The sequence below is a fragment of the Acinetobacter sp. ANC 4805 genome, assembly GCF_022549495.1.
Classification (GTDB): domain Bacteria; phylum Pseudomonadota; class Gammaproteobacteria; order Pseudomonadales; family Moraxellaceae; genus Acinetobacter.
Map to the genome: position 1 here is coordinate 1 of NZ_JAKZGD010000003.1, position 26990 is coordinate 26990.

Sequence of the window (26990 nt, forward strand, 5' to 3'; positions counted from 1 at the left end):
TATCGAAACAGAAGAAAACGATTTGGTTTAAGGATGAATTTAATTGCTGGGCTGATTAACTGGATGAGTCAAAATTAACTTTCGCAAGAGATCTAATAACTTTTAGCTGAATCGGTTATTATATTTATGAATATGTGAAGTGAAACTGATTTTTGTTATTTGATTAAAATAATTAGCTGAAATCTAAACCATGTTGCTTAATCTCTTTTTGAATTGAAGAAAACCATTTACAATGAGATAAAGGAGATTCCTTAAGTAGTAACTCAATGGTTAGTTTTTTAAAATAAGCATGATCATCATTTGAAGAAGTATAATTATAAAAATTAGTGCATAGCACCGCATATTGTTTTGTGTTTAAGCAATATAAACAAACGTATTCCGCAAGTTGTTGATCAGAAATCCGCTTGAATATTGGCATGAGTTGATATAGATCATTTTGTTCCATTTTTGATTTCCATAAGCATAATTATATTTATCCCACCACTTCAATCCGACTTGAACCTGATCCGAGTGGTTGTACTTGGATTTGCACAGGAATACGTTCATGCATTTCCTGAATATGGGAAATTAAAATGACTTTACGCCCTTGGCTTTGCAACTGATCTAGAGCATTCATCACCATATGCAAAGAAGATGCATCCAATGTACCAAAGCCTTCATCAATAAACAGGGATTCAATTTTCATTGAACCAGACGCCATATTGGCTATCGCCAATGAAATCGCAAGGGCAGTGAGGAAGGACTCACCACCAGACAGAGAAGCCACCGAACGGGTTTCGCCATCCATATCATGGTCAATGATGGCTAGGCTGAGGGAATTATCCAAACGTTTTAAAGTATAACGCTGTGACAACATTGTGAGTTGTTGGTTAGCATATTCAAGCAGAATATCCAGATTATATTGCTGAGCTAAGTCACGGAAATCTTTACCTTTGGAATCGCCAATTAAACTAGAAATCTTATTCCAACGGTGTTCCTGCTGCTGAATCTGTTGGATTTGATCTGCAAATTGCTTTTGCTTGGCAAGGTTTTGTTGATGTACTTCTAATTTCAGTTTGAACTGATCACGTTGTTCAGCTTGCTGCTGTAAGTTCTCATGATTGAGGTGGATATGTTTAAGCAACTGCATATGATCAATTTTAGGTTGTTGCTGTTGATGCATCTGTAATTGCTGTTGTAGCGTTTTCAGTGCAGAGGTTGCTTCATTGAGCAAGCGTTCTGCATTTTGTAGGGATGTACGAATCTGCTGTTCTTGCTCAGCACGAATAGAAAGTAAGTCAGCTAATTGATGTTCTTCAAACTCAGGATGCTGGTTTAACCATGCTCGAATTTCAGTTTTGGTTTGAGCAACGGTGGTTTGTTGCTGTTGTTGTTGGGCCTTGAGTTGTTCCAGTTCATTTTTCTGCTGTTCAAAATTTTGACGAGCCTGTTCAAAACCTTGCTTGATCTGCTGATATTGATTTTGAAGTTGCTGACGCTGTTGATCGTGTTGGTTTAGCCATTCATTGGCTTTGAGTTCAGTCAAACCTGTCATTGCCACAATTAATTTATGCGCTGATTCTGTATTTTGTTTGCCTTTAAGTTCGGTGTCTTTGAGTTGCTGATTAAACTCGGCATGTTGAGTAATTAAGCTGGTTAAATTGGACTTTAATAGATTCAGTTGCTGTTCAAGCTGTTGTTGTTGTTTGCTGAGTGTTTCAGCTTGTTCAAGTTGTTGAACGCGTTGCTGCAAACGTAGTTCTAGCTGCTGGACGTAGCTCAGTGTTTGCTGCTGCCATAAGCCTCGTTCATTGCTGCTCAGACAATCTACAACATGTTGAATCTGTAGCTGTGACTGCTGTACGCTTTCGAGTTGATAGCGGATATTTTGAATCGTTTGGGTTAGGTGATAGTGGTCTTTATTGGCCTGATGCAGTTGTTGTAATTCAATCTCAGTCTGCTGTTTGAGTTGAGTTGCTTCACTCGTCCATTGTTGTTGAGCTACCGTGATTTCAGCATGTGGTTGGGTTAAATCTAACTGAATGTCGAACTGTGCTGCATGTTTGACTAATTCTTGATGTTGCAGTTTGAATTTGTCATCCGCTTGTTGCATGGCAGATTGCAATTGCGTCAGTTCGGTACGAATCTGGGTAAATTGCTGCTGTGTGTTTTGCCAAAGTTGAAAGCATTGTTGCTCTTGTTGAATGGCCTGTTGCTCTTGCTGTTGTTGCAACTCATACAGGGCTTTGGAGAGCTGACTTGCATCATCACGATAGGGGTGTTCGGTGCTGCCACAGACCAGACAGGCTTCGCCGTGTCTGAGTTCTGCACGGAGATGTTCAATATTTTCAGCATGCAATAAACGTTGTTGTTGCAATATCTGCTGCAATTTTTCCCGCTCATTCTTGGCAGACTGGAATTCACCTTGGCTAGTTTGCAGTTGTTGGTCAAGCTGCTGATGTTGTAGCTGCGTGCTACTGAGCTTATGGCCTAGTTCATCACGTTCTTTTTTAAGTTCAAAATAATGCTGTAACTTTTGTTGAATCAGATCTAGTTGATTCAATCGGGACTGTTGCTGTTCCCTGAGTTTTTGTTTCTGTTCAAGCTGACTTTCAATCTGTTGCGGTGTGCCAAATTTTTGAATGAGCTCATTCAATACGATCTGATCTTGTTCAAGCTTGGATTGTGCCTGTTGAATCGAACCTAAATTCTGTTCGACTTTTTGATACTGCTGAATAAATTGTTTCAGTTGTTGAATGTGCGCATTCAGACCTTTATCCAAAGTGGAGAATTGTGCGCTCTGTTGCAACTGTTCAGAACAGCTTTGTTGTTGTATCGATAGGCTATGGCGACTTTGTTCAAACTGCTGTTGTTGCTCAAGCAAAGGTCGTTGTTGTGCTTCGTTTTGGTTTAAGCGAACTTTGGTTTTTTTATATTCATCGGCAATGTATTCACGTTCCTGTACATATTTACGCACTTGGGTGAGTTCATGCTGATGCTTTTGTTCAAAACTCTGGAATTGCTGTAAGGCTGTTTCCGCTTGCGTATAAGCCGCTTTTTCTTGCTCAAATTGGGTGTTTAAAGCGCTAAAGTGCTGCTGCTTGTGTTGAATCTGGGGTTCAAGCTGTTGTAGTGCTTTTTCCAGTTGTTGTTGTTGGAACACAATCGGACGAATGCCTGAAAAGATTTCGAGTTGGCTGAGTCGATTGCGATCTTCGGCTAAAGCCTGATGTGCTTGAATTTGAATGTCATGCTGTTGCTGTTTTAGTGTGATTTCAGTTTCGAGTTTCTGTCGCTGTTCAAACCATTGTTGCTGTTGATTAAGCAGAACTTTGTCGGCTTCCAACTGTTGAACCTGTTGTTGTATCTGCTGAAATTGAGTCTGTAATTCAGCAATCTCTTCATCTGAACGGATTTCAATATGACCGAGCACATTTTCCAGTTGCTTGCGCTGGTTGCTGATTTCACGGGTTTTTTCAAACGCCAGTTGTCCAATTTTGGCAAAAATACTGGAGTTGGTCAGATATTCGAGTAATTCACCACGTTCATTATCACGGGCCTTTAAAAACGCAGTGACTTCGGACTGCGCCAACAGTACCGCACGGGTGAATTGCTCAAAACTGAGTTGGGTAATCTGTTGAATATGTGCTTCAACCGCTTTGGTTTTATCTGCAATCACTACGCCGTCGGTCAGGCATTTCAGTGAGCGTTGCACACTTTGCAGTTTGCCACTGGCATTTTCACGGGCACGTTTAATTTCCCAACGTGCGAGGTAATGTTTCTGATCTTGCGCCACAAAACATAGTTCAGCAAAACCATGTCCAGTGCCACGACGTAGAACCGTGAGGGGAGAATTGGTGAGCAGCTCTGAACCATCCACATCTAATAGTTTGCCGTCACTTTCTTTAAGGCGGGGAATCTTATTAAATAAGGCCAGACACATGGCATCTAAAATCGTAGATTTACCTGCGCCCGTTTTTCCGACAATGGCAATCAGTCCTGCATTTGCTAAAGGCTCAGTTTCAAAATCAATAAAATGCTCATCTGCCAGAGATGCCAAATTTTTCAGTCGAATTGATAAAATTTTCATGGCAGGTCCTTAAACAGTCTGATCATCTTCAAGTTGCTTTTGTGCTTCTGCGACCAAACTCATAAAATCTTGAGTGACCTCATCATCAGCGTGATAGCCTTTTTTCTCCCAAATTTGCTGAAATAGTTTTTCGGGTGTCGGCGGTTCTAAGCTAATAGTTTGCTTGTTCTCGGCATTACTCTCATTGGATAGATATTGTCTGGAAATCCGCACCAGGCGATAGCGATCTTTGGGCAAGGCATCTTCAAATTGTTGTCGTAAATTGGGCTGTGGTGGCGTCGAGGTATGATATTCGATATCGATATATTCACGATGCTCAAGATTTTCGATCGGTTCATTTGGCAGATTGCGAAGATGTTGCATGACCGCTGTCAGTTCATCTTTAACTTTATGCAGTTGAATACTTCGTGGTATCGCTAAAGCTTCAAAGTTAAACGAATTTTCACTTTTTGTAGGATCAATGCTGACCTCAACCACTTGGTGCTTATAGTTGATTTCACTAAATGACAGTGGAATCGGTGAGCCGCTATAACGAATATGTGTATGCTGTACCTTTTGCGGTTTATGCAGATGCCCCAGTGCCACATAATCAATGCTGTCGTCGAACAGAGCCGTAGATAGCGCTTCTTCATTGCCAATAATAATCGGGCGTTCTGAATCGGAAGTTTCCCCACCTTGCATGTGGGCATGTGACATCAGGATTAGGGCTTGATCATCGGTTTTGCGACGTTTCGCTTCAGCAATCAGTTGTTGGTGTAGGTAGGCAATCGCATTTTGGCTATTGGTGGTGTGTTCATTAAAACCCGTAATTTCGGCAGGGCGTAGAAATGGCAGGGCAATACACCATGCGACAATCTGCTTTTGTTGATCATAAATCGGCAAAATTAAACGTTCTAAATCGAGGCTTTTATCTTGATTCCAACGAATCACCCCAACGGTTTTGGCATTATATTTTTCTAATAATGGCTCTACTTGTTCAATGCGATAACCCGAGTCATGATTGCCAGCAATCATTAAGGTTTGCATATGTGGGGCAAGCTCATGTGCATCAGCAAGGAATTGATATAGTTGTTTTTGTGCCTGTGAACTCGGATTAATCACATCAAAGATATCGCCCGCAATCAATAAGGCATGTGGTTGTTTTAGCTTTATTTGCTCAAGTAACCATGCCAAGAATTGTTCATGTTCGTAATGACGAGAATGGTTATAAAAAAATTGTCCCAAATGCCAGTCAGACGTATGAAAAAAACGCACGGTCATGAAATAGAAAATCCCTATTTTTGAATAGGGATAAGGTAGCATAAATTAAAGATAAAATTTGAGTGGATAAGGCAATTTAACCTTTGTTGTCTGATAATGATTTTAGCTTTGTGCCCAGATAAATTCGCAATTCTCGAAGTTTAAATTCTTTAAATCTTCTTTGGATATGAGGACAGTAAAAACACCTTCATCGTTAAATCCATTTTCTCCAATTTGTAGCAAAATGATTCGATCCGAAAATGTAATGTGTTCAACTTCTTCTTGTCCAGACTGACAATTGGTATAAATACCAAAGATTTTAGATGTGTTACAACCTATAAAACTGTCCCAAACTTGACCATTTTCATTCATTTCTTCTTGTTCATATTCATCTTCTGGTTCTCGGAAACGTTCATCAAATGTTTCTGTATCAGCGAAAATATCCTGAATTAGAACACCTGAGAAAAAATTATCTTCATGCTCTTTTATAACTCTGACTAATTTTTCATTTGGTGTATCTGTGTAAATGACTTTACCTTTGTCATTCATAATATCTGCAAAGAAAATAAGTTGTCCTGTTTTAGGTAAAAGCCCTGATTTGTCAAATGGGGAAAATTGAGTTAAATCGAGTTGTGCTGCAAAACATAAGTCTTCTGGATATTCAGATCCATTTGGTAAATCAACAATTGCTCCACCATATCGGGATTGCCCTAATAAGATATTCATTTCGGTATGGGCGACATCATTTTCCCCCATCCAACTTGGGCTGCCGAGTGATGCTGGATAATATTGTTGGTTGTCTGCTGTGAATCTTATGATTTCAAATATCTGCTTAGTGTTGATCATAAATTTTTCTTAGGATTAAGTTGTAGAGTGAATGAAAATTGAAGTAAGCATAAATCATTGGTAAAGATTTTAGTTGTTCGAAAACACCTGAGCGTAGAAGATTATTATCTAGTATTAATAAAAATCAATGATTCTAGTGATAATAAACCTTTATCGAACTCTCAACCAAGAAGTAGTTTTATGGTGAGAATAGGGATACATGATATGCCTTGATCATTCTTAAACGATCAACTAGTTTGGTATCAAAGACATCATTATAAAATGAGGAAATAGAAAATGAGCTTAGGAAAAGTCAGCCGCGAAATTATTGATCATATTATGTTGATTGGCTTAGACCGAGTGGCAAAACGAAATGCCTTTGATAGTCATATGATTGCAGATTTATCTTTAGCTTTAACCGAATATGAAAATAATCCTGAATTACGCTGTGCTGTCATTTTTGCACATGGTGATCATTTCACAGCGGGTTTAGACCTTGTTGAATTACAACCTAAAATCCCCCAAGGAATTTTTAGTTTCGAAGAAGGTCAAATTAATCCTTGGGGTGTCGGCGGTCGGCATCGAACTAAACCTGTGGTCGTAGCTGTACAAGGAATCTGTTATACCGCTGGGGTAGAGTTAATGTTGAATGCAGATGTCGTCGTCGCTAGCGAAGACACGATTTTTGGTCAGCTTGAAGTGCTACGTGGAATTATGCCTTTTGGTGGAGCAACCGTACGTTTTGTGCAGGCAGCAGGTTGGCAAAAAGCCATGCCGTATTTATTGACAGGGAAAACCTTTGATACTCAAAAAGCCAATCAATTGAATCTCGTATCTGAGATTGTTGAAAAAGGTAAGCAGCTTGAGCGTGCTATCGAGATCGCACAAGAAATTTGTATTGCTGCACCGCTTGCAGTGCAGGCTTTATTAGCTTCGGCAACTGATGGCGTGACTTTAGGACAGACGGTTGCTTTTGAAAAAATGGATAATTATCTCAAACCTTTATTTGAATCTGAAGATGCTCAAGAAGGGGTTAGAGCCATGCTTGAAAGACGTCTGCCACAGTTTAAGGGTAAATAAGTCCAAAATTCTATTTTAATCATCAAGTAAAAATACGATAAGTTGATTTAGAGTTTTTAGGGAGGCTATCCCAATTCTTTAAAATCTAAATCAACTTGTTGGATTTCATTCGTGCCATGAAACCAAATATAGACTAGATCAGAAAGCGTATGTTGGTCGTGTGCCTGTGGAAGAAAAACTAAATAATCTCCACATTCATTACGGGCGATTGCAATTGCATGTAATGGAAAACCAGTCCATTGTTTCGCAATTTTTGTTTCATGCAAGATATGGTTGCTTGTACGCATTTTTCTTTTTTGATTAGATTGATCGAAAAATGGAAAAATTTGCCAGTCATCATCTTGAACAAAAACATCACCACCATTTTCGATCATCATTTTATTTTTAAAAGATGTTGGAAATACAAGGTTGAGTTGTTTTTCAGCCGCTAGAATATATTGTTCCTCAATTGGAAAAGCCATGAATTATCTTCTTTCAGGCTTATATTGTGATTGTATTTTTTTCAATGCATGAAATAGGTAGTGGTGTCTTTCTGGAGGAAGCCCTAAGCCGAAACTAATTGGTTGATTTGCATCAATTACGATTTGAGCTTGCTGTTTATTGGATGAATTAGTTGAACGGTTTTCTCTAATTCGACTAACGTCATGCCAATTAAAGTATTTTGATTTTCCTATTCTGCCAATTCCAGTAAAAACACGTCCACCTTGTTGATTAATGGTGAGCTCGATTTTACCGAATAGCATCATCAGTGTAAGTGAACCAAAAATGATGGTTCCAATCAGAAAGGGGATACCAAATAAACTTTGTAAAAGGCTAAATTGCTGTTTTGCGATTTGAGTACCATAAATGCCACCCAATGAGCCACCAGACCAAATCAACATAAAGGGTACTAAAAAGAAAGCAATTGGGCTTCTTAGTGTTGCTCCCAATTTGATTTCTTGCAGATTGTTTTTATACCAAGTACCACGTGGTGGTTGATTGATATCAAACGCATATGTTGGCGTATCAAAATTCTCTGAAACACGGAAAATATGGTTGCAAGCTTGGCATTTCCCCATATCAGTTTGGATATTTATATTCTCATTTATGACGTCAACTTGGCAGTTTGGACATTTCATTTTTATAGGGCTTAACTCGCTTAATTTTATGAATTTTAGTATAGCATTGTCATTTTGCATTCTCATCAATTTCATATCGAGCAAAGACGTGATGATCTAAATTCATGAAATAGTCTTGCCAATAACAGTTATGGATTACACGTTTATTCAGCGTGAAAATACCACTTAAAGTTAAAATACTCATTGCGGTTTTATCAAAGCTTTCTATTTTAATATGACCTGTAAATGCATTTACAGCACCCAGTGGATGGTATGGCAACGAGCATTGCAATACGCTGTCGTGAACACTTTTGTTTTAATAGGATAATATTCAATTGAAAGATTTTCTATTTTTCTAAAGTCTTAACTGAACATAGATGTGCATCGCATTGTGAACTTGAAAATTGAATTTCAAAATATATGACATGGTTTATATTCTGATTTTTTTATTTTTGAGCATTATAAAAAATAAAAACCGACGATTCGAGTGATGAGAAATCGTCGGTCAAAATCTTTATCAACGGTTTTGGCTGCTAACAAAACCATAATTAAAGATAGAAAGTCATAATGAAAGGTCACCGAAAAATATTGCGGATGCCGTGCAATCAACATTCGGTTGCTGCGACCTTGTACCCTATATAACGCCACGAGATGTGGATTGGTTGACATAAAAATGAAAAAAAAGTGAAAAAAATTTATAATTATTTTTTGAAGTGAATTAGATTTGGTTTATTTGTATGATTTCATTGCGTTTGTACTATCTTTGGTTTTTTATTGTGTGCCTAATTTCTAGTCTGGTTGCTGGAGTTATGGCGGCAATTTTACCCAATAGCATTGGTGGTATACTTACTGCAATACCTTATTTGATCGCAATGATTTTTGTTTTATTTAAATTTCTAAAGCAACAACATCGCGCACCGACGAGTTCAGAGAAAAGAAGATTTAGCCTCGCATTTAGTCTAATTTTTTGGGGCTATAACCTATGTGGTTTGCTACTGGGTTTGTTTATTTTTGCACGTAAAGATCCCGACGTTTGGCAAAATTTTATCTTATATTTCAAACAACCTGAATTTTTACTGACTGTTTTGGCGATATGGTTGATGATTGCCACACCGTTATTTTTAATTACGTATTGGTTTTATGGTGCACAAGCACAACGGATGGCGAACAAGATGTTTAAGGTATGAGTAAAGTTCACTTGTAATTCACCTGTATTCTGCTAAAACTTTTAATAGAATTCATTTTTGATAGATCAGTCCATGAAAAAAATGACGGTATTGGTGACAGGTGCAAGTGGGTTTATTGGTTCTCATCTTTTACCTTTTCTATTGAAAAATAATTTTCAAGTGATTGCACTGACACGACAAAAAAATAAAGCTTCATATGATTCAGATTTAACATGGGTAAATGATTTAGATGAAATTAAAGTCATTGAAATTGACTATGTCATCAATTTGGCTGGTGAAAATATTGGTCAAAAACGCTGGACTGATCAAAGAAAAAAACAACTGATACAAAGCCGAGTGGCCATGACGGAGAAACTTTATCAGTGGTTACAGCAAAAAAGCATCTTCCCCCAATGTATTATTTCTGGCTCAGCTATTGGCTATTACGGGATTGATCCTCAAGAAATGTGGACGGCGATCTGTGACGAAAATACACCACCACAAGTCATCTTTATGTCAGAGCTTTGTCAGGCTTGGGAACAAACAGCACTTAAATTTACTCAACAAAATACTAAAATTATTCGCTTAGGGGTGGTGTTTGGTGATGGCGGAATCTTGCCGCAAATGCTGTTCCCCATTCGCTTAAATGCGGTAGGAAAGATCGGTTCAGGACGGCAGCCAATTGTCTGGATTCATATTCAGGATGTACTTAATGCAATTGTTTTTCTGCTGCAATCGAATAGTAAGCAAAAGGTTTATAATCTGGTTGCGCCTGAACAATTGAGTCAGCAAGAATTTGTACAGGTCGCAGGGCAGATTTTAAAACGTAAGCCTTTTATTCCAATGCCGAAATGTGTCTTTGAACTGGCTTTGGGGGAACAATCCCAGTTGATTCTAAATGGTCAGTATGTCAAACCCAAAGCATTGCTGGATCAGGGTTTCCAGTTTCAGTATTCCGACCTGAAATCAGCCTTAACTGAAATTCTAGGAAGAGATTAAATCGTGTTTTTTTAAGCGTTCTGGAGAATAGGCCACTGGATCAACAAGGGTTTCTTGTCCCAACATTAACTGACGTAGTAAACGTGCCGAACCAGCACCCATACATAGACCATTACGGAAATGCCCAAAATTTGCCCATAAGTTGGCTATATCAGGCATTTCACCAATATAAGGAATTCCTTGAGGTGAACTAGGACGTAAACCTGCCCAACGGCTTACGATGGGGAATTGTTTTAACTCAGGGACCATATCTAAACATGCGCTTAAAATATCTTGCTGTGTTTGCTCATCCACTGCGGTGCTAAAGCCACAATCTGCCATACTCGAACCACAGACAATATGACCATCCTGACGTGGAATCAGGTACATCACCCGATTCATACACATGGTAGGTAACCAGTTTTCAGGTGTTTTGAACAGCAGCATTTGCCCCTGTATGGGCTGTACAGGAATTTGTCGATGTATGTGTTCTTCCCAATATTGACTCCATGCGCCCGAGGTCAGAACAACATGATCAGCATCAAAAACTTGACCATTTGAAGTTTGTATTCCGTGTACCGTTTTATTTTTAACAATCAGTTGATCAATTGAGCAGTGCTCAAAAAAACGAACGAAAGGATGCTGTTTAAGATAGCTGATGAGAGATTGTAATAAACGAGGATTACGTACATTCGACAGTTGCGGAAAATGGATGGCTTGTTGAAATTTTTCTGAAATATGCGGATTAATTTGTTCAATTTGTTTGCGTTCTAACAAATTGCACTGTTGCATGGGTTCTTGATATTGACTGGCATAATTCAGTCCTATATCAAAGTCTTCCTGATCGAAAATCAGCATGCCTGTATTGTGGATTTGAAAATCAATCCCCGTGATAGGCAGAAGTTTTTCATTCCACGTTTGATACAGCGATTTACCGTATTGAGCAAGATGATTAACTTCTGGTGCATAACGCCACGGGTACATCGGGGAAAGAATTCCACCGCCTGCCCATGAGGCAGCCTGACCTGCTTGTTGTTGATCAAAAATATCCACAGAGCAACCTTGTTCAGCAAGTTCTAACGCTGACATCAAGCCGCTAATACCCGCACCAATAATGGCAATATGCATAAAAAATTAAACCAATTTCAAAATTCACCTCTTTGATATTAAAGAGGTGAGGAGTGTTTTAGCTCAGCAAGGGAGATTGCTATCTCATCTCTTTGAGTTTACGTGCAGCATCTTCGGCAAAATATGTCCAAATACCATCTGCACCCGCACGACGACAGCACATCAATGACTCTAAAATCACGTTTTCAGATAACCAGCCATTTTGAATCGCACCTGCAAGCATGGCATATTCGCCACTGACCTGATAGATAAAGGTTGGAACACCAAAGGTATCTTTGACTTCACGCACAATATCCAGATATGGCATACCTGGCTTTACAATTACCATGTCCGCACCCTCCTGAATATCAAGGGCGATTTCATGCAGGGCTTCGGCACGGTTGCCAATATCCATCTGGTAGTTATATTTATTGCCACCTTTGAGGTTGCTGGCTGAACCGACTGCATCACGGAATGGGCCATAAAAGCTGGATGCATATTTGGCGGAATAGGCCATGATATTGGTATAGATAAAGCCATTTTGTTCAAGTGCTTGACGAATCGCACCAATGCGTCCATCCATCATGTCACTTGGAGCAACAACATCAGCACCCGCTTGTGCATGGCTGAGGGCTTGTTTGACCAGGCATTCAACGGTTTCATCATTTAAAACATAGCCAGTTTCATCAATAATACCGTCTTGACCATGAGTGGTATAAGGATCAAGTGCGCCATCGGTAATCAATACCATTTCTGGTAATTCTTTTTTCAGTAAGCGGCAAGTGGTTTGAACCAAACCATCTTCATGCCATGCAGCTTCCGCCGTTAAACTTTTGTCTTCTTGTGGGGTTACTGGAAATAAAGCAAGCTTTGAAACACCGAGCTCGAGCAAAGTTTCTGCTTTTTTGAGTAATAAATCAGCAGATAGACGCTGCACATTTGGCATGCTTGGAATATCTTGAGTTTGTTGTTGTCCTGGTAATACAAATACTGGATAAATCAAATGATTAGCTGTAAGTTGTGTTTCACTAACCATGGCACGAAGTTGGTCATTTTTACGGATACGGCGCATGCGAGTCGCGGGAAAAGCGGGACGATTGAACGTATAAGTCATAACAATCTCGATGTTCAGTATTACACTATAGGAATAATTGAAATATTTAAGTCATGCTAGGGAGAGCTTAGCGGCTAAGTTCAATTAAATATCCTCGCTATTGTAGCCCCATAATTTTAGATTTGTACAAAATAATGGGATGTTTATCGTTCCTTTGGATTTAGACAGCGTATGAATGATGTAAAGAAAAACTGGACAGGCAATATTCAGTTAGGTGCTAAAGCCGATCATGACGTGGTATTAAAGCAGCTTTGTAAAGCATTTAATTCTTCCCCATTTTTTAAGCATTGTGGCATGAGCATGCGCGTTGTTGATGATCAAATTGAAGGTTATATCGAGATGCAGCCTGACTTGGTCGGTAATGTAGCCTTCCAAATTTTGCATGGTGGTGTTGCTGCGACATTACTGGATAGTATTGGTGGCGTGGTTGCAATGGAACAACTTTATCGCCGTGCAACCCCTGAAGATTTACCTGACACGATTAAGAAAGTATCGCGTTTAGCAACTGTAGATATGCGTGTTGATTATCTTGCTCCGGGTCGTGGTCAGTTTTTTACTGCGCGTGCGGAAACATTACGCTTAGGACGCAAAGGCTGTACTATGCGTATGACCATGCTCAATGATGAAGCTAAGCCAATTGCAACCGCAATCGCTTCTTACGCCTTTTAAGTATAGTGTTTGATATGAAGGCGTCTTTTGACGCTTTTTTATTGTTTAAAGGAAAGTGAAGTAAAAATAATTATCAAAATATAAGAATTGAACGCATCAGTTATTTTTTTTATTCTCGTCATATGATTTTTTATCGTTAAAATGCGATTTAAATTTTTGTTTGTATTTTGATCTTTTGTTTTAACATTCGGTTAAGTTTTCAAAATTAAACTGATCTGCTGATTAAACCAAAAGTTAAAAATCCCTTTAATTTTCAGGAATAACATATGACTGACGCCCAAGCTAATCAACAAGATATTGCTGCTGATTCGGCATCAGATGATGCAATGAAAGCAAAACGTAAAAAGTTTTTAGGATTTTTCGCACTTATTCTTATCCTTGCAGCAATTTTGTATGCTATTTGGGCGTTGTTCTTTAATCATGCTGTCAGTACCGATAATGCTTATGTTGGTGCGGAAACGGCACAAATCACCTCAATGGTGAGTGGACAAGTCGCTGAAGTTTTGGTGAAAGATACCCAACAAGTTAAAAAGGGTGATGTTCTCGTTCGTGTAGATGAGCGTGATGCCAAAATCCAGTTGGCACAAGCACAAGCTGAGTTGGCAAAAGCGCAACGTCAATACAAGCAAAGCCAAGCGAATAGTAGCTCATTGAATTCTCAAGTTGTGGTTCGCAATGATGAAATTAATAGTGCACAAGCACAAGTAAGTAAAGCACAAGCAGATTTTGATAAAGCAAACTTAGAATTAAAGCGTCGTAATGAACTTGCCGCTTCAGGAGCGATTTCTAAAGAGGAATTGAGCAAAGCGCAAAGTGCAGTATCGACGGCACAAGCAAGCTTAGATTTAGCTCAAGCGGGTTTAGCCCAAGCAACATCAAGCCGTAAAGCTGCAGAAAGTACACTTGCTGCAAATGAAGCATTGATTCAAGGGGCAAATGAAGCATCAACACCTGATGTTTTGGTTGCAAAAGCCCATGTTGAGCAAGCAACGCTTGATTTAGAGCGTACCGTTATTCGTGCGCCTGTTGATGGTGTGGTGACACGCAAGAATATTCAAATTGGACAACGTGTTGCACCTGGTACTGTGATGATGTCAGTGGTGCCTGTATCTGCGCTCTATGTCGACGCAAACTATAAAGAAAGTCAGCTTGCTAAAGTGAAAGCAGGGCAGAAAGTAACGCTTCGTTCAGACCTATATGGTGATGATGTGGTTTATCACGGGACAGTTCAGGGCTTCTCTGGTGGGACAGGTGCCGCATTTGCCTTGATTCCAGCACAGAACGCGACAGGAAACTGGATTAAAGTAGTACAGCGTCTACCTGTACGTATTACGCTTGATCCCAAAGAACTTGCAGAACATCCATTGCGTGTAGGGTTGTCGATGCAAGCGGACATTGATCTCGCATCGAAGTAATCAGCCATGAAAACGCAGAATCCTTTTGCAGAACTTAGCGGTGGGCGGTTAATACTCGCCGCATTTGTCATTGCACTTTCCAACTTTATGGTGGTGCTAGATACCACCATTGCCAACGTTTCAGTCCCCCATATTACAGGGAACTTAGCTGTTTCTAGTTCACAAGGGACGTGGGTGATTACCTCTTACGCCGTTGCTGAAGCCATCTGTGTTCCACTTACAGGTTGGCTAGCTGGACGTTTTGGCACAGTCAGAGTTTTTGTCTTTGGGTTAATTGGTTTCACCATCTTTTCATTCCTATGTGGTTTGGCGACCTCACTAGAAATGTTGGTATTTTTCCGTATTGGACAAGGGCTTTGTGGTGGTCCGTTAATGCCACTGAGCCAAACCTTGTTGATGCGAATTTTCCCACCTGAAAAACATGCGCAGGCAATGGGACTTTGGGCGATGACAACCGTTATTGGACCGATCTTAGGACCAATTTTAGGCGGACTGATTAGTGATAATCTGTCATGGCATTGGATTTTCTTTATTAATATTCCTGTTGGAATTTTCTGTGTATTGGCAGCTATCCGCTTGCTGTCTGTAGCAGAAACTAAAACGGAGAAATTACGAATTGATGCAGTTGGTTTAGGTTTGTTAGTCCTTTGGATTGGTGCTTTACAATTGATGTTAGATCTCGGGCATGAACGAGATTGGTTTAATAGCACCAGCATTATTGTATTGGCGTTGACAGCAGTGATTGGTTTTATTGTCTTTATGATTTGGGAACTAACGGAAAAGCATCCTGTGGTTAACCTGTATGTATTCCGACACCGTGGTTTTGCCGTTTCTGTTTCAGCATTGGCATTTGGCTTCGGTGCATTCTTTGGCAGTATCGTTTTAATTCCGCAATGGTTGCAAATCAATTTGGGTTATACCGCGACATGGGCAGGGTATCTGACTGCAACCATGGGTTTTGGTAGTTTGACGATGTCGCCAATTGTTGCGAAGTTATCAACCAAATATGACCCAAGAGCATTGGCGAGTTTTGGGCTAGCATTGTTGGGTGTGGTTACGGTCATGCGAGCTTTTTGGGTTACAGATGCAGACTTTATGTCGTTAGCATGGCCACAAATCTTGCAAGGTTTTGCTGTGCCGTTTTTCTTTATTCCACTGTCGAATATTGCAATGGGTTCTGTCTTAGCTCAAGAAATGGCTTCTGCCGCAGGTCTAATGAACTTTTTACGCACTATGGCAGGGGCGATTGGTGCTTCAATTGCAGTAACGATTTGGGATGACCATACCAAAGTAGCACGTAGCGAGATGGTGAACAATTTGCATCCACAAGAAGTGCAAAATACATTACTTCAAAATGGTTTTTCACCTGATGCAACACTCGCCACGATTGCAAATTTAGTTGATAAAGAGGCGATTACTATGTCAGCAAATCATGTGTTTACGCTTCTGGCAATTGTATTTATTTTTGCGAGTGCTTTAATTTGGATGAGTCCAAAACCGAAACCGATTATAGGTGGACCTGCACCACATTGATTTAAACGAAAAGATCGTTATTTCTATTCTAAAAACTCGGATTGATTCATCCGAGTTTTTTATTTAAATTTAGTTTGAATGTTTATTTCGTCTTTTGTTTTTTACTATCTGGCTCATTGATATGTTCCCAAAGTTTTAGCTGTAAATCTTCTTCATATCTCGATATTTTTTGATTTAAATATTTCATTGTAGATTTATGCTCATTTAAGCCTTTACCGTAAAATGATCCAATTGCTTTCTGAGTTTTTGTTTGTAAGTGCAATAGATTTAATTCCTTATACGCTTTTTGTTTTATGTCCAGTAGTTCACAAGCTGTTTTAAATTGAATACGGATTGGTTTGATAGTCATTTATGCACCTACATGACAAAATATTGTGTAGGTGCAGTATGTTTTTTAATAATTATTAGAGTTGTGAAAACGAATTTAGATTACTTTTCACTACTTTTTATCTGCTAGATAAAACATGTATGCAGATTCATTACTTTTTGAATCTAAAAGTTTTTTTGTAAATGGAATAATAGTTTCTCTTAGTTGCTTTCCAGTAAATTGTCCTTGAGGAAATAAAAACTCTGCCAAAGTTTCATATTCGATATGATGATCTGTTAGCTTCTGCCAAAGCAAAATATCAATCACTTGCAAGGCTCTAAAATTTTTTAATTTTCTTAGATATTCTTTAGGTGGTAGAAGTTTTGGCTTGTGCTTTAGCTGCTTTCTCAATTGTATTAAATGCTTTTTTACGTCCGCTATAATTGCATCATCGGAAAAATCTAAATTAATACTAATAGCTGGGTATTCATCATAATCATCCACATTCTCCCTTAATGCATATTTAGCACGAATTTCTCTATCGTCTGTGGCTTCCTTTAGTGGCTGTATATATGGTCTACAATCAAATAAAAATCGCGGAAATATCTCCATAGGTTTTTTTTTGTTGGGTATTTTCCCTAGTTTTGGATGCTCAACATAAGTCTGCTCTGCAAAGCCCTCAATCAATCTCAAATAAAACTTTTTGTCATCTTCAATTATTTGCTCAATAGTCCTTGGGGGTGGGGTATATTCAATGCGTTTGCCATCAATAATTTTAAAGCGTTTTATTGTTATAAATTTCTCATCTTTAAGGTCATCGTCTGTAATAGGAGTAATGTAATCATCCTCAAATATCTGGTTGATTTGCCATGAGATATTTTGTCGTTCTTGGATTTCGTGAGCTAATTTCACCACACCACAATTTTTATAATATTCGTCATATCTTTTATTATTGAAAAACTCAGGTATTTTCCCCTTATCGCTAATACGCTTCAATTCATGCCTCCCAAGCATACCCAAAATAATGCTAAGCCAATCCGATTGGGTGTCCGACTTTCGGGAGCTAACCTAGACTTAATAAAATGATTATAAATTATACTGCGCTATATATCTGCATATTAAGCAATTGAGTACGTCTTCTTGTGTCGTGCTATTGCATCATTCAGCCTTTCTAAACTGAATCACCTTATCATCCGCCAATTGCTCTAAATGGTCGGCATACCATTGCATGATATGCTTTCGATCTTGTAGGTACTGGGCTTTGTTATATACGCCTGCCACGCCATCCTTAACATGTGCCAATGCTGCTTCAATATGCCGTTCATCAAAGCCCTTGTTATTGAGTAATGCCTGCCTGCATAACCTAAATACCGTAATGCCATAATAAAAACCGCATCTGATTTTGGTTTATGGCTATTTGATTTAGCGACAAATAAATATTCAGATTGACCACTCAAGGGCTTTAATTGATGGAGTAACTGCACCGCTTGGGTAGATAAGTGAATGATATGTTCACGGCGTTTTTTCATGCGCTGTTCGGGGATATTCCACAAGGCATTTTCTAAGTCGAACTCTGCCCATGTTGCTTCCCTCAATTCACTGGGACGACAAAACAACATTGCCAAAAGTTTTAAACCTATTCGACTGTCAGGTGTTGGGTAGTTATCAATGGCTCTTAATAATTGTGGTAATTCTTTTTCGTCCACATGTGCCATATTTTCCTTTTTGCCTTGCTCAAGGAATTTATGCAGCCCCTCCGATGGATTGTATTCAATCCGTCCTGTGACTTTGGCGTAGTCATAAATATCACGACACATAGAACAGATGCGGTTCACCTGTTCATAAATCTTGTGTTCTTGCTTAATGCCTTTTAAGTGATTCATCCATTCAATCGGGCGGATAGTGGTGTATAGGCGTTTACCAAAGATCGGGAATATATGTTTTTCCAGTGCGCCTTTATTTCAGGTCATGGTATCAGCCACCCATCTATTTTGTTTAGTATCTAACCATTCCCGTGCCAAGACTTATTGTCATCAGGTTTGACACGAAAATATAAACCGTTGCCGTCTAGCTCTCGATACTCTTTAGATTCAGGCTCAAAGCTCGCTAGTATCATGTCAGATAAAGGACGCCGTTCAATCTCTGTTGTTCTTTTCATTTCGTTGTATCCCTACGGTTTCGATTTTTCTTTAGGGATACACGCTAAGCAATACTATACAAAGTTATATTCAGTTATCTACAGGTAAGAAAAAAGGCTTAAACCATTACAGTTTAAGCCTTTAGGTCTTATATATTCCCATGTTTGGGCATATAAATTTAATATCTTGGTGATGGCGTCAATAGAACTTGATCAATAAGATTTTGTTTTATATTGATTTAATTTTAAGTCGAAAATTAACCATACAAAATGCCATACAAAATAGGCAAGTTTATCTCCATTTCTTAATTACAGACAAAATTATATAAGTCATATTTACTAGAACCATATTCTAAATTATACCAACTACTAGGATTTAATTTAATATCTTTAGCAGACTTTTCACTATAACCAAGCTCTTGGGCTTGTTCTGTCTTACAATTGATATTTAACTTTGTGTAGCCTGTACTATCGACTCCAACTCGTTTATGTAAGGTAGTTACAATATCACCTATTCTTGATTTTTCAATAAGATAGTATTTCCCCTTATCTCCTGTCATACTTCGTGGGATTAATGGAGTTTTTTTATCTTCAGCAATTTGTTCTGCTTCTTTCTGCTTTTTGATATTTTGTATTCTATCTGCTTCTGCTTCAACTTTGTTATACATTTCTTGATCTTTTGAATTGAATTGATTTTGACTCTTGAAACTAATAATACTATTAATCCCATTGTTTAAATTTAGATTTGAATAATCTTCTATTTTATCACTTTTATCTTTTATTTTAATGTTTTGACCATCATTTACTATTCTAATAAGATTTATGCTCTCAGGAGACTCTGAATTAACTATTAATTCATAAAAGTATGTACATTTATAATTTTTTATTTCAGATTTATTGGGGTTACTTTTAATATTGTATTTTATCGTTACACCTAGTTCTCTATATCTGGATTTCGCATCTTTTTGAATGTTGGATACTTTATTTTTTTCATTAAGAAGATAACTATATTTATAGATATCAGCAGCATTACTATCATATATTCCAATATAGCTATTATTTATGTGAATTGCAGCGGGTGAATTTTTGTTAAAATTATTAAGACAATTATTGTAGGCATAATTAAGAATATTTTTCTCCATACCAGTTTGATCTTCTTTACAACCAACAAGTAAAGTTACTGCACACAATAAAACTAAATTTTTCATTTGTATTCCCTATTGATTTTGATGAAATATGAATTTTTATAATAAAAAACCAAGGTAACCTAAATTACCTTGGCATCAATCGAATATCAACTATAACGAGTCTGCTTTTTCAGTTCCCACCACTCAATCAATTCACTATGATCAAAATACACGGCGGATTGCCTAGTAAAACCCTCTTTAATCGGTCTTGGAAAAGTAGGATCATCCCTAACCATCTTATTTAATTTATCACGTTGTACTGATAAAAAACGACATACTTCATTCATTGTTAAACGTAGTTTTTGCATCTTTTTATTACCCCCTCAATTCACTTTAAATCGCTGTATTAGCCCCATAAAAACTTATACCATCAACCCATAATCTCTAGCTAAAACACGCTTATAACGAGCTGTAGTAGATGCTGTATAACCGATATGCAATGCACCTTGCTTCTGTGTCGCTAAGAATCGAATATACTTAGCAGGTAACTCTATTTCCGATATGGGTTCAGGTAAATTGAGTTTGCAATGCGAATCTTCAACCAATTGCTGAATTAACTCTTCATCCCAACAATAACCATACTGTAGTTCGCTATCTCTTAACTGCTGACTAAATAAACGTACTTCACATCTAACCATATGATCAGCATATTCTTTCAATTCAGATGTAAGACCAATTTGCTGTTTGTTGTGAGTGCGAACTTCTTGACCTTTAAAGTAATAAAGCAATGTAGTTCGCTTGCTACGTTTACCAAAGTAGATACCATTCTTTTCGACTTCTCTATCACGCCGTGGATAAGTGCCATGCTCTTTGATTAAAGTTAGATATTGTTGAGCTTTTTGTTTATCATCAAACAACAATGCCTTATTCACATCAATTCGATAAATGCGAAACAATCCTAACTTAATATTCTCAATCTCGGTATCAGTTGGAGTAATTGCATTGAATATCTGACTGAGTCTAGTCACAGTATCGAGGACTAACTGAATCAAGTCAGTTGTACCTGTAACATTTTGACCATTCAACCACTTAAACAAGTTACCCTTGATCTGTATTTCATTCTCATTTATTGATTTAATTTGGATTTTATCATTATGAGAACCGCATACCCATTGCTTGCTATAAGATTCTTGTAATGGCTGAAATTCACCATCAAACTTGGTTAGGGGGATAACCATATCTTGAGATAATTCTAGTGGATTATTTGTTATTTCTACTTTTAGTTTTAAGTAATCAATAGCAAATAGATTTTTAGCTTCCAACACCTCTTCATTGTTAATTTCTTGATTTAAAACATTATTCAATACCATATATTTTCCTCATATAAAATTTAGAACGCAAAAAACCCTCAAACATCAATAGTCTATTTTAAAACTAGATGTAGAGAGTCAGGACTTTAAGTTTTACTGCACCTTAATAAGGTTAAATTGGATACGATGGTTATACTTTTGTATAATCGTTCCGTTATGTTGTATTAACATAACACATAGATTTTTAATTTTACAATATATTTAAATCGGAATGCAATAATTTTTATTGCTGTTTTGATTGTTTTTTGATCATGTAGTTCTATTGTTAAAGCCTTATCAAATGAGAAAAGTATTCACAAAAATATTATTTCATAGTTTCTTGGGGTGGGAGGGGAGTTTGTTTAACTTTGCTGTATTAGTAGATAGAGTGCTTAACAATCTAGGCACTCCCTGTTTGTTCAAGTTTTATAATATTAAAATATCCTATGCGCTTTTAAACTGTAGCACTGTATTATCTGCCAATCGCTCTAAATGATCAGCATACCATTGCATCATAATTTTGCGCTCTTCATAGTGAGTAGCTTTATCATAAGCAGCTTTCACGCCTTTTTTACTGTGTGCTAAACACGCTTCCACAACTTGTGACTTGTCGCTGAATTGGTTATTGAGAATTGTACTCGCAATGTGACGAAATCCATGAGGATTTTGTTTCTCTCCATAACCTAATCTTCGTAGTGCCATAACAAAAACGGTATTAGACTTTACTTTGCTTTTATTGCTTCGGCTTGGTAGTAGGTATGCTGAATAACGAGTTAAGTGTTGAAGTTCTTCTAATAACTCTATTGCCTGTTCAGGTAGTGGAACTTTATGTTCTTTTTTAGTTTTCATTCTTGTTGCAGGAATTAACCATGTACCTTTATCTAAGTCAAATTCTTCCCATCTAGCTTCACGTAGCTCAGTTGGTCTACAAAACAACATTGTTAGTAATTTAAGACCAATTCGTGTGTCAGTGGTTGGGTAGAGGTTAATTGCTCTTAATAACGACGGCAAAGCATCCTCATCAACATGTTTCATACTATTACTTTCATGTTTCTTTAAGTATTTATGTAAGTTTGCAGTAGGATTAGATTCTATCTTACCCATCACTTCCGCATAGTCATATATTTCTCTAATTAATGCTCTGACACGTTGTCCCATATCAGTAATAGGTTTGCCTGTACGAGGATTGGGTTTATTCTGAATATCCTGAAATAATGAATGCCATTCTTGCTTAGTGATTTTGCGATAATCACGCTTGCCCATGATGGGGAATACATGGTTATTCAGTGCTCCAATGTTTCTTGTTTTGGTTGCAGATGTCCATGTTTTTGTTTTGTAGTAATCCTCTGCAAGCTGTTGTAGAGTGCATGAAGTTTGCTCTATTTCAGCTTGTTTCTCTTCTGCTTTTTGTAATACTGGGTCTATACCTTGAGAAAGTAGCTTTCTTGCTTCGTTCGCTTTCTGTCTTGCCCATTTTCCACCAACCTCGGGATAAGTGCCAAGCCCTAACCATGACCATTTACCTGTACTTGGTTTTTTATATCTTAATTCCCAACGCTTATTGCCCTTAGAAGTAACCACAAAATGTAAATTTTCACCATCATTGATTCGATACTCTTTAGACTCAGGCTCTAATGCGCTGAGTGTAGTGTCTTTCATAGGGAACTTCTTTACATCAGCTTTTTTCATGAGTTTCTTGTATGGTGGATTTTTTATAACTCAAAATATACACGTTACCATACACGATGACAAGCTATAAGAAAGTTCATATAACGGCATAAATAGGCATAAAAAAAGCCTAAATCACTGAGATTTAAGCTTAATTTATTTATATAGCGTCATGTTGCGGTATATAAATTTAAGTATATGGTGGAGATGGCGGGAGTCGAACCCGCGTCCGCCAGCACTACGCTCGAGAATACTACATGCTTAGATATCGTCAATTATTTTAACTTTTTGTGACCCGACGAACAGGGTACAAATCGCGATCCTCTAAGTTTAGTACAAAGCCCCGAGGCTTGGCTTTATACGGACTTGTGTGCGTGCGCTTCGGTCGGACTCTCTAACCACAAGTATTCAGAGAGGCGGACAAGCTGCCCTTAGGCAGCTAGAGCGTATGATTCGTCGTTTGCGACTAAAAAATGCAAATTTGATTTACGAGAGAAAATGCGCTCTCGGCATGCATCTATGAGTTTCATCACCAGCGTCGAAGCCAGGAACATCCCCATATATGAAAAGGCATCATAGCATAGATATCGGGAATTAAAATCTAAATTTCTTCGTACTTTGTTAGATGATTGAAATATAAACTCTGAGAGGCTGAAGAAATGATCAACATAAAAAGACGAGGAATTAAAATAAGGGCTTATCTGTGAACAGCAAGAGTGTGTTCACAGATAGAATTTATATGCTTTTTAGGGCTTATTTCTAGTGATTATCAGAGAGCTCAAGTTTAGTCTCTGAGTCCTTTCCCCAATTAAATTTTTGTTTACAAATACCTAAGCCGATGATAAATAATGCAAGCACGCTGGTATAGGCAACCTCTTTAAAATAAGTTCCCTCTATTACCATTGTAATTAAAGCACCAATGATAAAAATAATCACAAGATATGTGAGCCACGGGAATAGCCACATTTTAAATGGGATATCGACACCATCTGCTTCTAGTTTTTTACGTAATTTCAGTTGTGAAATCGCAATTGCAAGATATACATATAAAGAGACCGTACCTGTTGCTAACATGAGTACATCATAAATATTCATGCTTTCAGTTGCAGTTAGATAAACAGCAACGATTGAAAAAAGACTAGAAAAAATAACACCAACCCACGGACTGTTATTATGGTTAGTTAATCCAAAACTTTTTGGTGCATCACCACGTTTAGATAAAGAATACATCATACGTGAACATGTATAGAGAGCAGAGTTAAAGCAGCTACATACAGACGTTAAAACAACAAAATTGACAATATGACGTGCTTCAGGAATACCTAATGCGCTAAGCGTAACACTGTATGTTCCCCAAGTTGGGTCCTTTAATAATGGGTTGTTATACGGTATTAGACAAACCGTAATAAACATCGAGCCAACATAAAATAAAATGATTCGCCATACAATTGAATTGGATGCTTTTCGGATTTCTTTAGCAGGGTCTTTTGTTTCAGCGGCAGCAACAGTCACGATTTCTGCACCCATGTAAGCGAACATGACACCTAGTAGAGCGGTAATGACAGAAGAAAAGCCATTTGGCATAAAGCTTTTTTCAGTTAGATAGGTAATACCACCTCGCATAGATGCATCACCCCAAGGCCAAAGATGCATGATGGCTAAACTACCCACAACCAAAAATAGAACAATTGCAATCACTTTAACTAAGGCAAACCAGAATTCAAACTCACCATAATTTTTAACATCACGTAAATTAATCCAGACTAAAGCTAAAATCACAAATAGCATATAGCCCCAAATGGGGATAAATGGAAACCAACTATTGAGAATTTTACCTGCAACGAAGGCTTCCCATCCCATAAGCAGTGTCCAGAAAGACCAGTAAAGCCATCCAATAGAGAAGCCAGCCCAACGACCAATTCCTCGATCTGCATAAGTGGAGAAAGAGCCACTATCTGGATTAAGTACCGCCATTTCACCTAGCATACGCATGATCAATAGAACCAATAATCCACCTAGAGAGTATGCAATAAGTGCAGCAGGCCCTGCGGAATAGATGACATTTCCTGAACCAACAAAGAGTGCGCCACCAATAACTCCTGCAATAGAAATCATGGTGAGGTGGCGTGATTTTAACCCACTTTTTAAGCCTTGCGATGAATCTAGCTCGGAGGCATTTTGATGTTCTGCCATATTATTTCCCTTAATATCAAGGATATAGTTGCAATGTGGGGCTATACCTTTTTCGCATTGTCTATCCATTGAAACTGTAACCGAATTGCCAAGCACTTCATCAATATTTCAGCTCAATTTAATCAGCTTGATATCTCCGCAAGAAAGTGAAAAAACACACTTTGTTTACAAAACGATTACATACTGTTTATGTGTATTGCTAATTTCTCTTTTTTGTTATCAGGTGACGAGAGCCATTTTTTAGCTATTCAAAGGAGCCAATTACATAAAAAATGTGAAAAGTATAGGAACTAACGTTTACAGGAAAAAAAGATTAAATAGAATAAAACAGTCAAATATGGCTTTACATAGACTGAGCAGAACGCTTGATCTGAGTGTGAATTTTTAATAATAATTCCCTTATAAATTATTAATTTAAAGTCCGAATACCAGTATCACGCAGACATTTAAGCAAAATGCCAAAAGCAACTAATATCTCCTGTTCACTCACACAGGCAAAGCCGAGAAGCAAGCCTTTTTGTCGTGTGGAATAGTGTTTTGTGTAGTACTGAGAGAGCGCTCGAACTTTAACACCTTGATCAAGTGCATTGGTTGCAATCAGTACGTCATCACTGTCACTTGGTAATTTTAAAATGAGATGCAGACCAGCAGCAGTATTGTATTCATGCAGAAATTCCTGACCTAAATGACGTTGGATCAAGTCAATTAAAAAGGCATGACGTTTGCTGTAAAGTAAGCGCATACGTCGAATATGCGCCTCATAATGTCCCTCACGGATAAATTCTGCCAATACCTTTTGATCTAATAGATGTCCACCGCGGTACAGTTCTGCTGCCACAATCCGCAATGGTGAGAACAGTTTTTTAGGTACAACTAAATAGCCAATACGCAATGCTGGGTAAATGGTTTTGCTGAATGTTCCCATGTAAATGACGGGTGCATCTGGCTCCAATCCCTGTAATGAAGGATAGGGTTGCCCTGAGAATCTGAATTCACTGTCATAATCATCTTCTACAATCCAACTCTTGTGTTGACGAGCAATTGCAATCAGTTGTTTACGTCGTTCAAGGCTCAAATGTGAACCTAAAGGGTACTGGTGAGAGGGGGTAACAAAAATAAGTTTGGGTGGCTGTTTAGGGTGGAGGTCAGGAATAATACCTTCTTGATCGACAGGCAGTGAACGTAGATTGACACCGTTAATGCGTAAAATATTACGCGCTCCCCAATAGGCTGGATCTTCGATCCACACTTCATCACCTGGATCACTTAGTGTTCGTGAAACTAAATCAATTGCTTGATGTGTACCTTCTGTAATGATGATTTGATTGGCATCACATTGTACAGAACGTGCAATTTTAAGGTATTCGGCAAGTTCTTGGCGTAGTTCTAAGCATCCGCCAGCATTACTGTAAATTAAGTTGGTAATGTCAGGTTCACGACTTAAACGAGTCTGAATTCTACTAAAAATATGATGTGGAAATTCAGTCACATCTGGCGCACCCGGCACAAATGCCCCCCATTGATAAGGTGATGCTGCTGAATAGCCGACTAAATATGATCCACGTTGAGACAGGCTGTAATTCTGTGAAGATTTCTTATCCTGAATCGTCGTGTTGTTATTTTCGGCTTTGACTAAAAATGATTCAGGTAGTTTTTCTGCGACCCACGTACCTTGTCCAGTACGAGCATCGACATAGCCTTGTGCTTGCAATTGCTCATAAGCGCTTAAGACCGTATTACGAGAAACTTTGACTTCTTTGGCAAGATCTCTTGACGCAGGTAAGCGAGTTTTGGGTGCCAATACGCCGTCAATCATGGCATTACGCAAGCAGCGAAACAATCGTAGTTGCAACGTTCCATCAATATCTTGCTGTAATCGCTGTAGCAAATAATCTCCAAGTAAGCTACGCAATTGGC

24 protein-coding genes and 1 other RNA gene are annotated in these 26990 nt (G+C 38.2%); 6 read left to right on the forward strand and 19 right to left on the reverse strand.

Annotated features, from left to right (window positions below; genetic code table 11):
• Window positions 1-172: 172 nt before the first annotated feature.
• From MMP60_RS04580 to MMP60_RS04595, 4 genes are all read right to left on the reverse strand, one after another.
• Entirely contained in the window at window positions 173-445 is a 273-nt protein-coding gene (locus tag MMP60_RS04580) for a hypothetical protein (protein WP_241335179.1), read from the reverse strand.
• A 27-nt stretch (window positions 446-472) separates the two neighbouring features.
• Window positions 473-4069, reverse strand: coding sequence for an AAA family ATPase (locus tag MMP60_RS04585; RefSeq protein ID WP_241335180.1), 3597 nt, complete (start codon window positions 4067-4069; stop codon window positions 473-475).
• Window positions 4070-4078: 9 nt separating this feature from the next.
• The gene (locus tag MMP60_RS04590; protein WP_277603677.1) at window positions 4079-5329 is read right to left on the reverse strand and encodes an exonuclease SbcCD subunit D; all 1251 of its coding nucleotides are present in this window, start codon (window positions 5327-5329) and stop codon (window positions 4079-4081) included.
• 102 nt (window positions 5330-5431) lie between these two features.
• Window positions 5432-6154 (reverse strand): DUF1963 domain-containing protein, encoded by a 723-nt coding sequence (locus MMP60_RS04595; protein WP_241335181.1) that lies wholly within the window; start codon window positions 6152-6154, stop codon window positions 5432-5434.
• Between the two features lie 276 nt (window positions 6155-6430).
• Here MMP60_RS04595 and MMP60_RS04600 point away from each other — a divergent pair, with 276 nt between their 5' ends.
• Window positions 6431-7213: a crotonase/enoyl-CoA hydratase family protein gene (locus MMP60_RS04600; RefSeq protein WP_241335182.1), complete on the forward strand. Its 783-nt coding sequence runs from the start codon at window positions 6431-6433 to the stop codon at window positions 7211-7213.
• Between the two features lie 65 nt (window positions 7214-7278).
• Here the strand turns inward: MMP60_RS04600 and MMP60_RS04605 are convergent, their stop codons facing one another.
• The 3 genes from MMP60_RS04605 to MMP60_RS04615 are packed head-to-tail and all read right to left on the reverse strand — an operon-like array spanning window position 7279 to window position 8590.
• On the reverse strand, window positions 7279-7674 hold the full coding sequence (locus MMP60_RS04605; protein WP_241335183.1) for an SMI1/KNR4 family protein: 396 nt from the start codon (window positions 7672-7674) through the stop codon (window positions 7279-7281).
• 3 nt (window positions 7675-7677) lie between these two features.
• Window positions 7678-8331 carry a hypothetical protein gene (locus MMP60_RS04610; protein ID WP_241335494.1) on the reverse strand — a complete coding sequence of 218 codons (654 nt, stop codon included), beginning with the start codon at window positions 8329-8331 and terminating at the stop codon, window positions 7678-7680.
• A gap of 49 nt (window positions 8332-8380) precedes the next feature.
• Window positions 8381-8590 carry a hypothetical protein gene (locus MMP60_RS04615; protein ID WP_241335184.1) on the reverse strand — a complete coding sequence of 70 codons (210 nt, stop codon included), beginning with the start codon at window positions 8588-8590 and terminating at the stop codon, window positions 8381-8383.
• Window positions 8591-9047: 457 nt separating this feature from the next.
• On the opposite strand from MMP60_RS04615, the gene MMP60_RS04620 reads away from it, so the two are divergent.
• Window positions 9048-9497, forward strand: a complete 450-nt coding sequence (locus tag MMP60_RS04620) for an ABZJ_00895 family protein (protein WP_241335185.1) — start codon at window positions 9048-9050, stop codon at window positions 9495-9497.
• Window positions 9498-9569: 72 nt separating this feature from the next.
• Window positions 9570-10475, forward strand: a complete 906-nt coding sequence (locus tag MMP60_RS04625) for a TIGR01777 family oxidoreductase (protein ID WP_241335186.1) — start codon at window positions 9570-9572, stop codon at window positions 10473-10475.
• On the opposite strand, the gene thiO is transcribed toward MMP60_RS04625, so the two are convergent.
• Together thiO and hemB are read right to left on the reverse strand one after the other, a co-directional pair.
• Window positions 10461-11582 (reverse strand): glycine oxidase ThiO, encoded by a 1122-nt coding sequence (gene thiO / locus MMP60_RS04630; RefSeq protein WP_241335187.1) that lies wholly within the window; start codon window positions 11580-11582, stop codon window positions 10461-10463. The genes MMP60_RS04625 and thiO overlap by 15 nt on opposite strands.
• A 79-nt stretch (window positions 11583-11661) precedes the next feature.
• On the reverse strand, window positions 11662-12675 hold the full coding sequence (hemB, locus tag MMP60_RS04635) for a porphobilinogen synthase (RefSeq protein WP_241335188.1): 1014 nt from the start codon (window positions 12673-12675) through the stop codon (window positions 11662-11664).
• A 171-nt stretch (window positions 12676-12846) separates the two neighbouring features.
• Between hemB and MMP60_RS04640 the strand changes: the two genes are divergently transcribed.
• The 3 genes from MMP60_RS04640 to MMP60_RS04650 all read left to right on the forward strand — a co-directional run bounded on the left by MMP60_RS04640 (window position 12847) and on the right by MMP60_RS04650 (window position 16292).
• Complete coding sequence (locus MMP60_RS04640; RefSeq protein ID WP_087544948.1) at window positions 12847-13344, forward strand: thioesterase family protein; 498 nt, start codon at window positions 12847-12849, stop codon at window positions 13342-13344.
• A 266-nt stretch (window positions 13345-13610) separates the two neighbouring features.
• Window positions 13611-14759 carry an HlyD family efflux transporter periplasmic adaptor subunit gene (locus MMP60_RS04645; protein WP_087544950.1) on the forward strand — a complete coding sequence of 383 codons (1149 nt, stop codon included), beginning with the start codon at window positions 13611-13613 and terminating at the stop codon, window positions 14757-14759.
• Between the two features lie 6 nt (window positions 14760-14765).
• The gene (locus tag MMP60_RS04650; RefSeq protein WP_241335189.1) at window positions 14766-16292 is read left to right on the forward strand and encodes a DHA2 family efflux MFS transporter permease subunit; all 1527 of its coding nucleotides are present in this window, start codon (window positions 14766-14768) and stop codon (window positions 16290-16292) included.
• 82 nt (window positions 16293-16374) lie between these two features.
• On the opposite strand, the gene MMP60_RS04655 is transcribed toward MMP60_RS04650, so the two are convergent.
• The 10 genes from MMP60_RS04655 to MMP60_RS04700 form a co-directional block, all read right to left on the reverse strand.
• On the reverse strand, window positions 16375-16641 hold the full coding sequence (locus MMP60_RS04655) for a hypothetical protein (protein WP_241335190.1): 267 nt from the start codon (window positions 16639-16641) through the stop codon (window positions 16375-16377).
• A gap of 90 nt (window positions 16642-16731) precedes the next feature.
• Window positions 16732-17595, reverse strand: a complete 864-nt coding sequence (locus MMP60_RS04660; RefSeq protein WP_241335191.1) for a DUF6387 family protein — start codon at window positions 17593-17595, stop codon at window positions 16732-16734.
• 209 nt (window positions 17596-17804) lie between these two features.
• Window positions 17805-18482: a tyrosine-type recombinase/integrase gene (locus tag MMP60_RS04665; RefSeq protein WP_241335192.1), complete on the reverse strand. Its 678-nt coding sequence runs from the start codon at window positions 18480-18482 to the stop codon at window positions 17805-17807.
• A 559-nt stretch (window positions 18483-19041) separates the two neighbouring features.
• Window positions 19042-19944, reverse strand: a complete 903-nt coding sequence (locus tag MMP60_RS04670; protein ID WP_241335193.1) for a hypothetical protein — start codon at window positions 19942-19944, stop codon at window positions 19042-19044.
• An 86-nt stretch (window positions 19945-20030) separates the two neighbouring features.
• Complete coding sequence (locus MMP60_RS04675) at window positions 20031-20231, reverse strand: hypothetical protein (protein WP_241335194.1); 201 nt, start codon at window positions 20229-20231, stop codon at window positions 20031-20033.
• Window positions 20232-20285: 54 nt separating this feature from the next.
• Window positions 20286-21233 (reverse strand): phage/plasmid replication protein, II/X family, encoded by a 948-nt coding sequence (locus tag MMP60_RS04680; RefSeq protein WP_241335195.1) that lies wholly within the window; start codon window positions 21231-21233, stop codon window positions 20286-20288.
• A gap of 423 nt (window positions 21234-21656) precedes the next feature.
• Entirely contained in the window at window positions 21657-22901 is a 1245-nt protein-coding gene (locus tag MMP60_RS04685; RefSeq protein ID WP_241335196.1) for a tyrosine-type recombinase/integrase, read from the reverse strand.
• 178 nt (window positions 22902-23079) lie between these two features.
• Window positions 23080-23438, reverse strand: a transfer-messenger RNA (tmRNA) gene (gene ssrA, locus MMP60_RS04690).
• A 201-nt stretch (window positions 23439-23639) separates the two neighbouring features.
• A complete protein-coding gene (locus MMP60_RS04695; protein WP_241335197.1) occupies window positions 23640-25073 on the reverse strand; it encodes an amino acid permease in 1434 nt (477 codons plus the stop codon).
• A 409-nt stretch (window positions 25074-25482) separates the two neighbouring features.
• On the reverse strand, window positions 25483-26985 hold the full coding sequence (locus tag MMP60_RS04700) for a PLP-dependent aminotransferase family protein (protein ID WP_241335198.1): 1503 nt from the start codon (window positions 26983-26985) through the stop codon (window positions 25483-25485).
• Between the last annotated feature and the right edge of the window lie 5 nt (window positions 26986-26990).

Bases quoted from the DNA above. Each gene is read 5' to 3' on its own strand.
- MMP60_RS04620 (WP_241335185.1), top strand. From the start codon at position 9,048: ATGATTTCATTGCGTTTGTACTATCTTTGGTTTTTTATTGTGTGCCTA.
- MMP60_RS04655 (WP_241335190.1), bottom strand. From the start codon at position 16,641: ATGACTATCAAACCAATCCGTATTCAATTTAAAACAGCTTGTGAACTA.
- MMP60_RS04610 (WP_241335494.1), bottom strand. From the start codon at position 8,331: ATGAAATGTCCAAACTGCCAAGTTGACGTCATAAATGAGAATATAAAT.
- MMP60_RS04650 (WP_241335189.1), top strand. From the start codon at position 14,766: ATGAAAACGCAGAATCCTTTTGCAGAACTTAGCGGTGGGCGGTTAATA.
- MMP60_RS04680 (WP_241335195.1), bottom strand. From the start codon at position 21,233: ATGGTATTGAATAATGTTTTAAATCAAGAAATTAACAATGAAGAGGTG.
- MMP60_RS04670 (WP_241335193.1), bottom strand. From the start codon at position 19,944: ATGAAAAATTTAGTTTTATTGTGTGCAGTAACTTTACTTGTTGGTTGT.
- MMP60_RS04580 (WP_241335179.1), bottom strand. From the start codon at position 445: ATGGAACAAAATGATCTATATCAACTCATGCCAATATTCAAGCGGATT.
- MMP60_RS04675 (WP_241335194.1), bottom strand. From the start codon at position 20,231: ATGCAAAAACTACGTTTAACAATGAATGAAGTATGTCGTTTTTTATCA.
- thiO (WP_241335187.1), bottom strand. From the start codon at position 11,582: ATGCATATTGCCATTATTGGTGCGGGTATTAGCGGCTTGATGTCAGCG.
- hemB (WP_241335188.1), bottom strand. From the start codon at position 12,675: ATGACTTATACGTTCAATCGTCCCGCTTTTCCCGCGACTCGCATGCGC.
- MMP60_RS04595 (WP_241335181.1), bottom strand. From the start codon at position 6,154: ATGATCAACACTAAGCAGATATTTGAAATCATAAGATTCACAGCAGAC.
- MMP60_RS04640 (WP_087544948.1), top strand. From the start codon at position 12,847: ATGAATGATGTAAAGAAAAACTGGACAGGCAATATTCAGTTAGGTGCT.
- MMP60_RS04625 (WP_241335186.1), top strand. From the start codon at position 9,570: ATGAAAAAAATGACGGTATTGGTGACAGGTGCAAGTGGGTTTATTGGT.
- MMP60_RS04605 (WP_241335183.1), bottom strand. From the start codon at position 7,674: ATGGCTTTTCCAATTGAGGAACAATATATTCTAGCGGCTGAAAAACAA.
- MMP60_RS04590 (WP_277603677.1), bottom strand. From the start codon at position 5,329: ATGACCGTGCGTTTTTTTCATACGTCTGACTGGCATTTGGGACAATTT.
- MMP60_RS04645 (WP_087544950.1), top strand. From the start codon at position 13,611: ATGACTGACGCCCAAGCTAATCAACAAGATATTGCTGCTGATTCGGCA.
- MMP60_RS04665 (WP_241335192.1), bottom strand. From the start codon at position 18,482: ATGAATCACTTAAAAGGCATTAAGCAAGAACACAAGATTTATGAACAG.
- MMP60_RS04695 (WP_241335197.1), bottom strand. From the start codon at position 25,073: ATGGCAGAACATCAAAATGCCTCCGAGCTAGATTCATCGCAAGGCTTA.
- MMP60_RS04600 (WP_241335182.1), top strand. From the start codon at position 6,431: ATGAGCTTAGGAAAAGTCAGCCGCGAAATTATTGATCATATTATGTTG.
- MMP60_RS04585 (WP_241335180.1), bottom strand. From the start codon at position 4,069: ATGAAAATTTTATCAATTCGACTGAAAAATTTGGCATCTCTGGCAGAT.
- MMP60_RS04685 (WP_241335196.1), bottom strand. From the start codon at position 22,901: ATGAAAAAAGCTGATGTAAAGAAGTTCCCTATGAAAGACACTACACTC.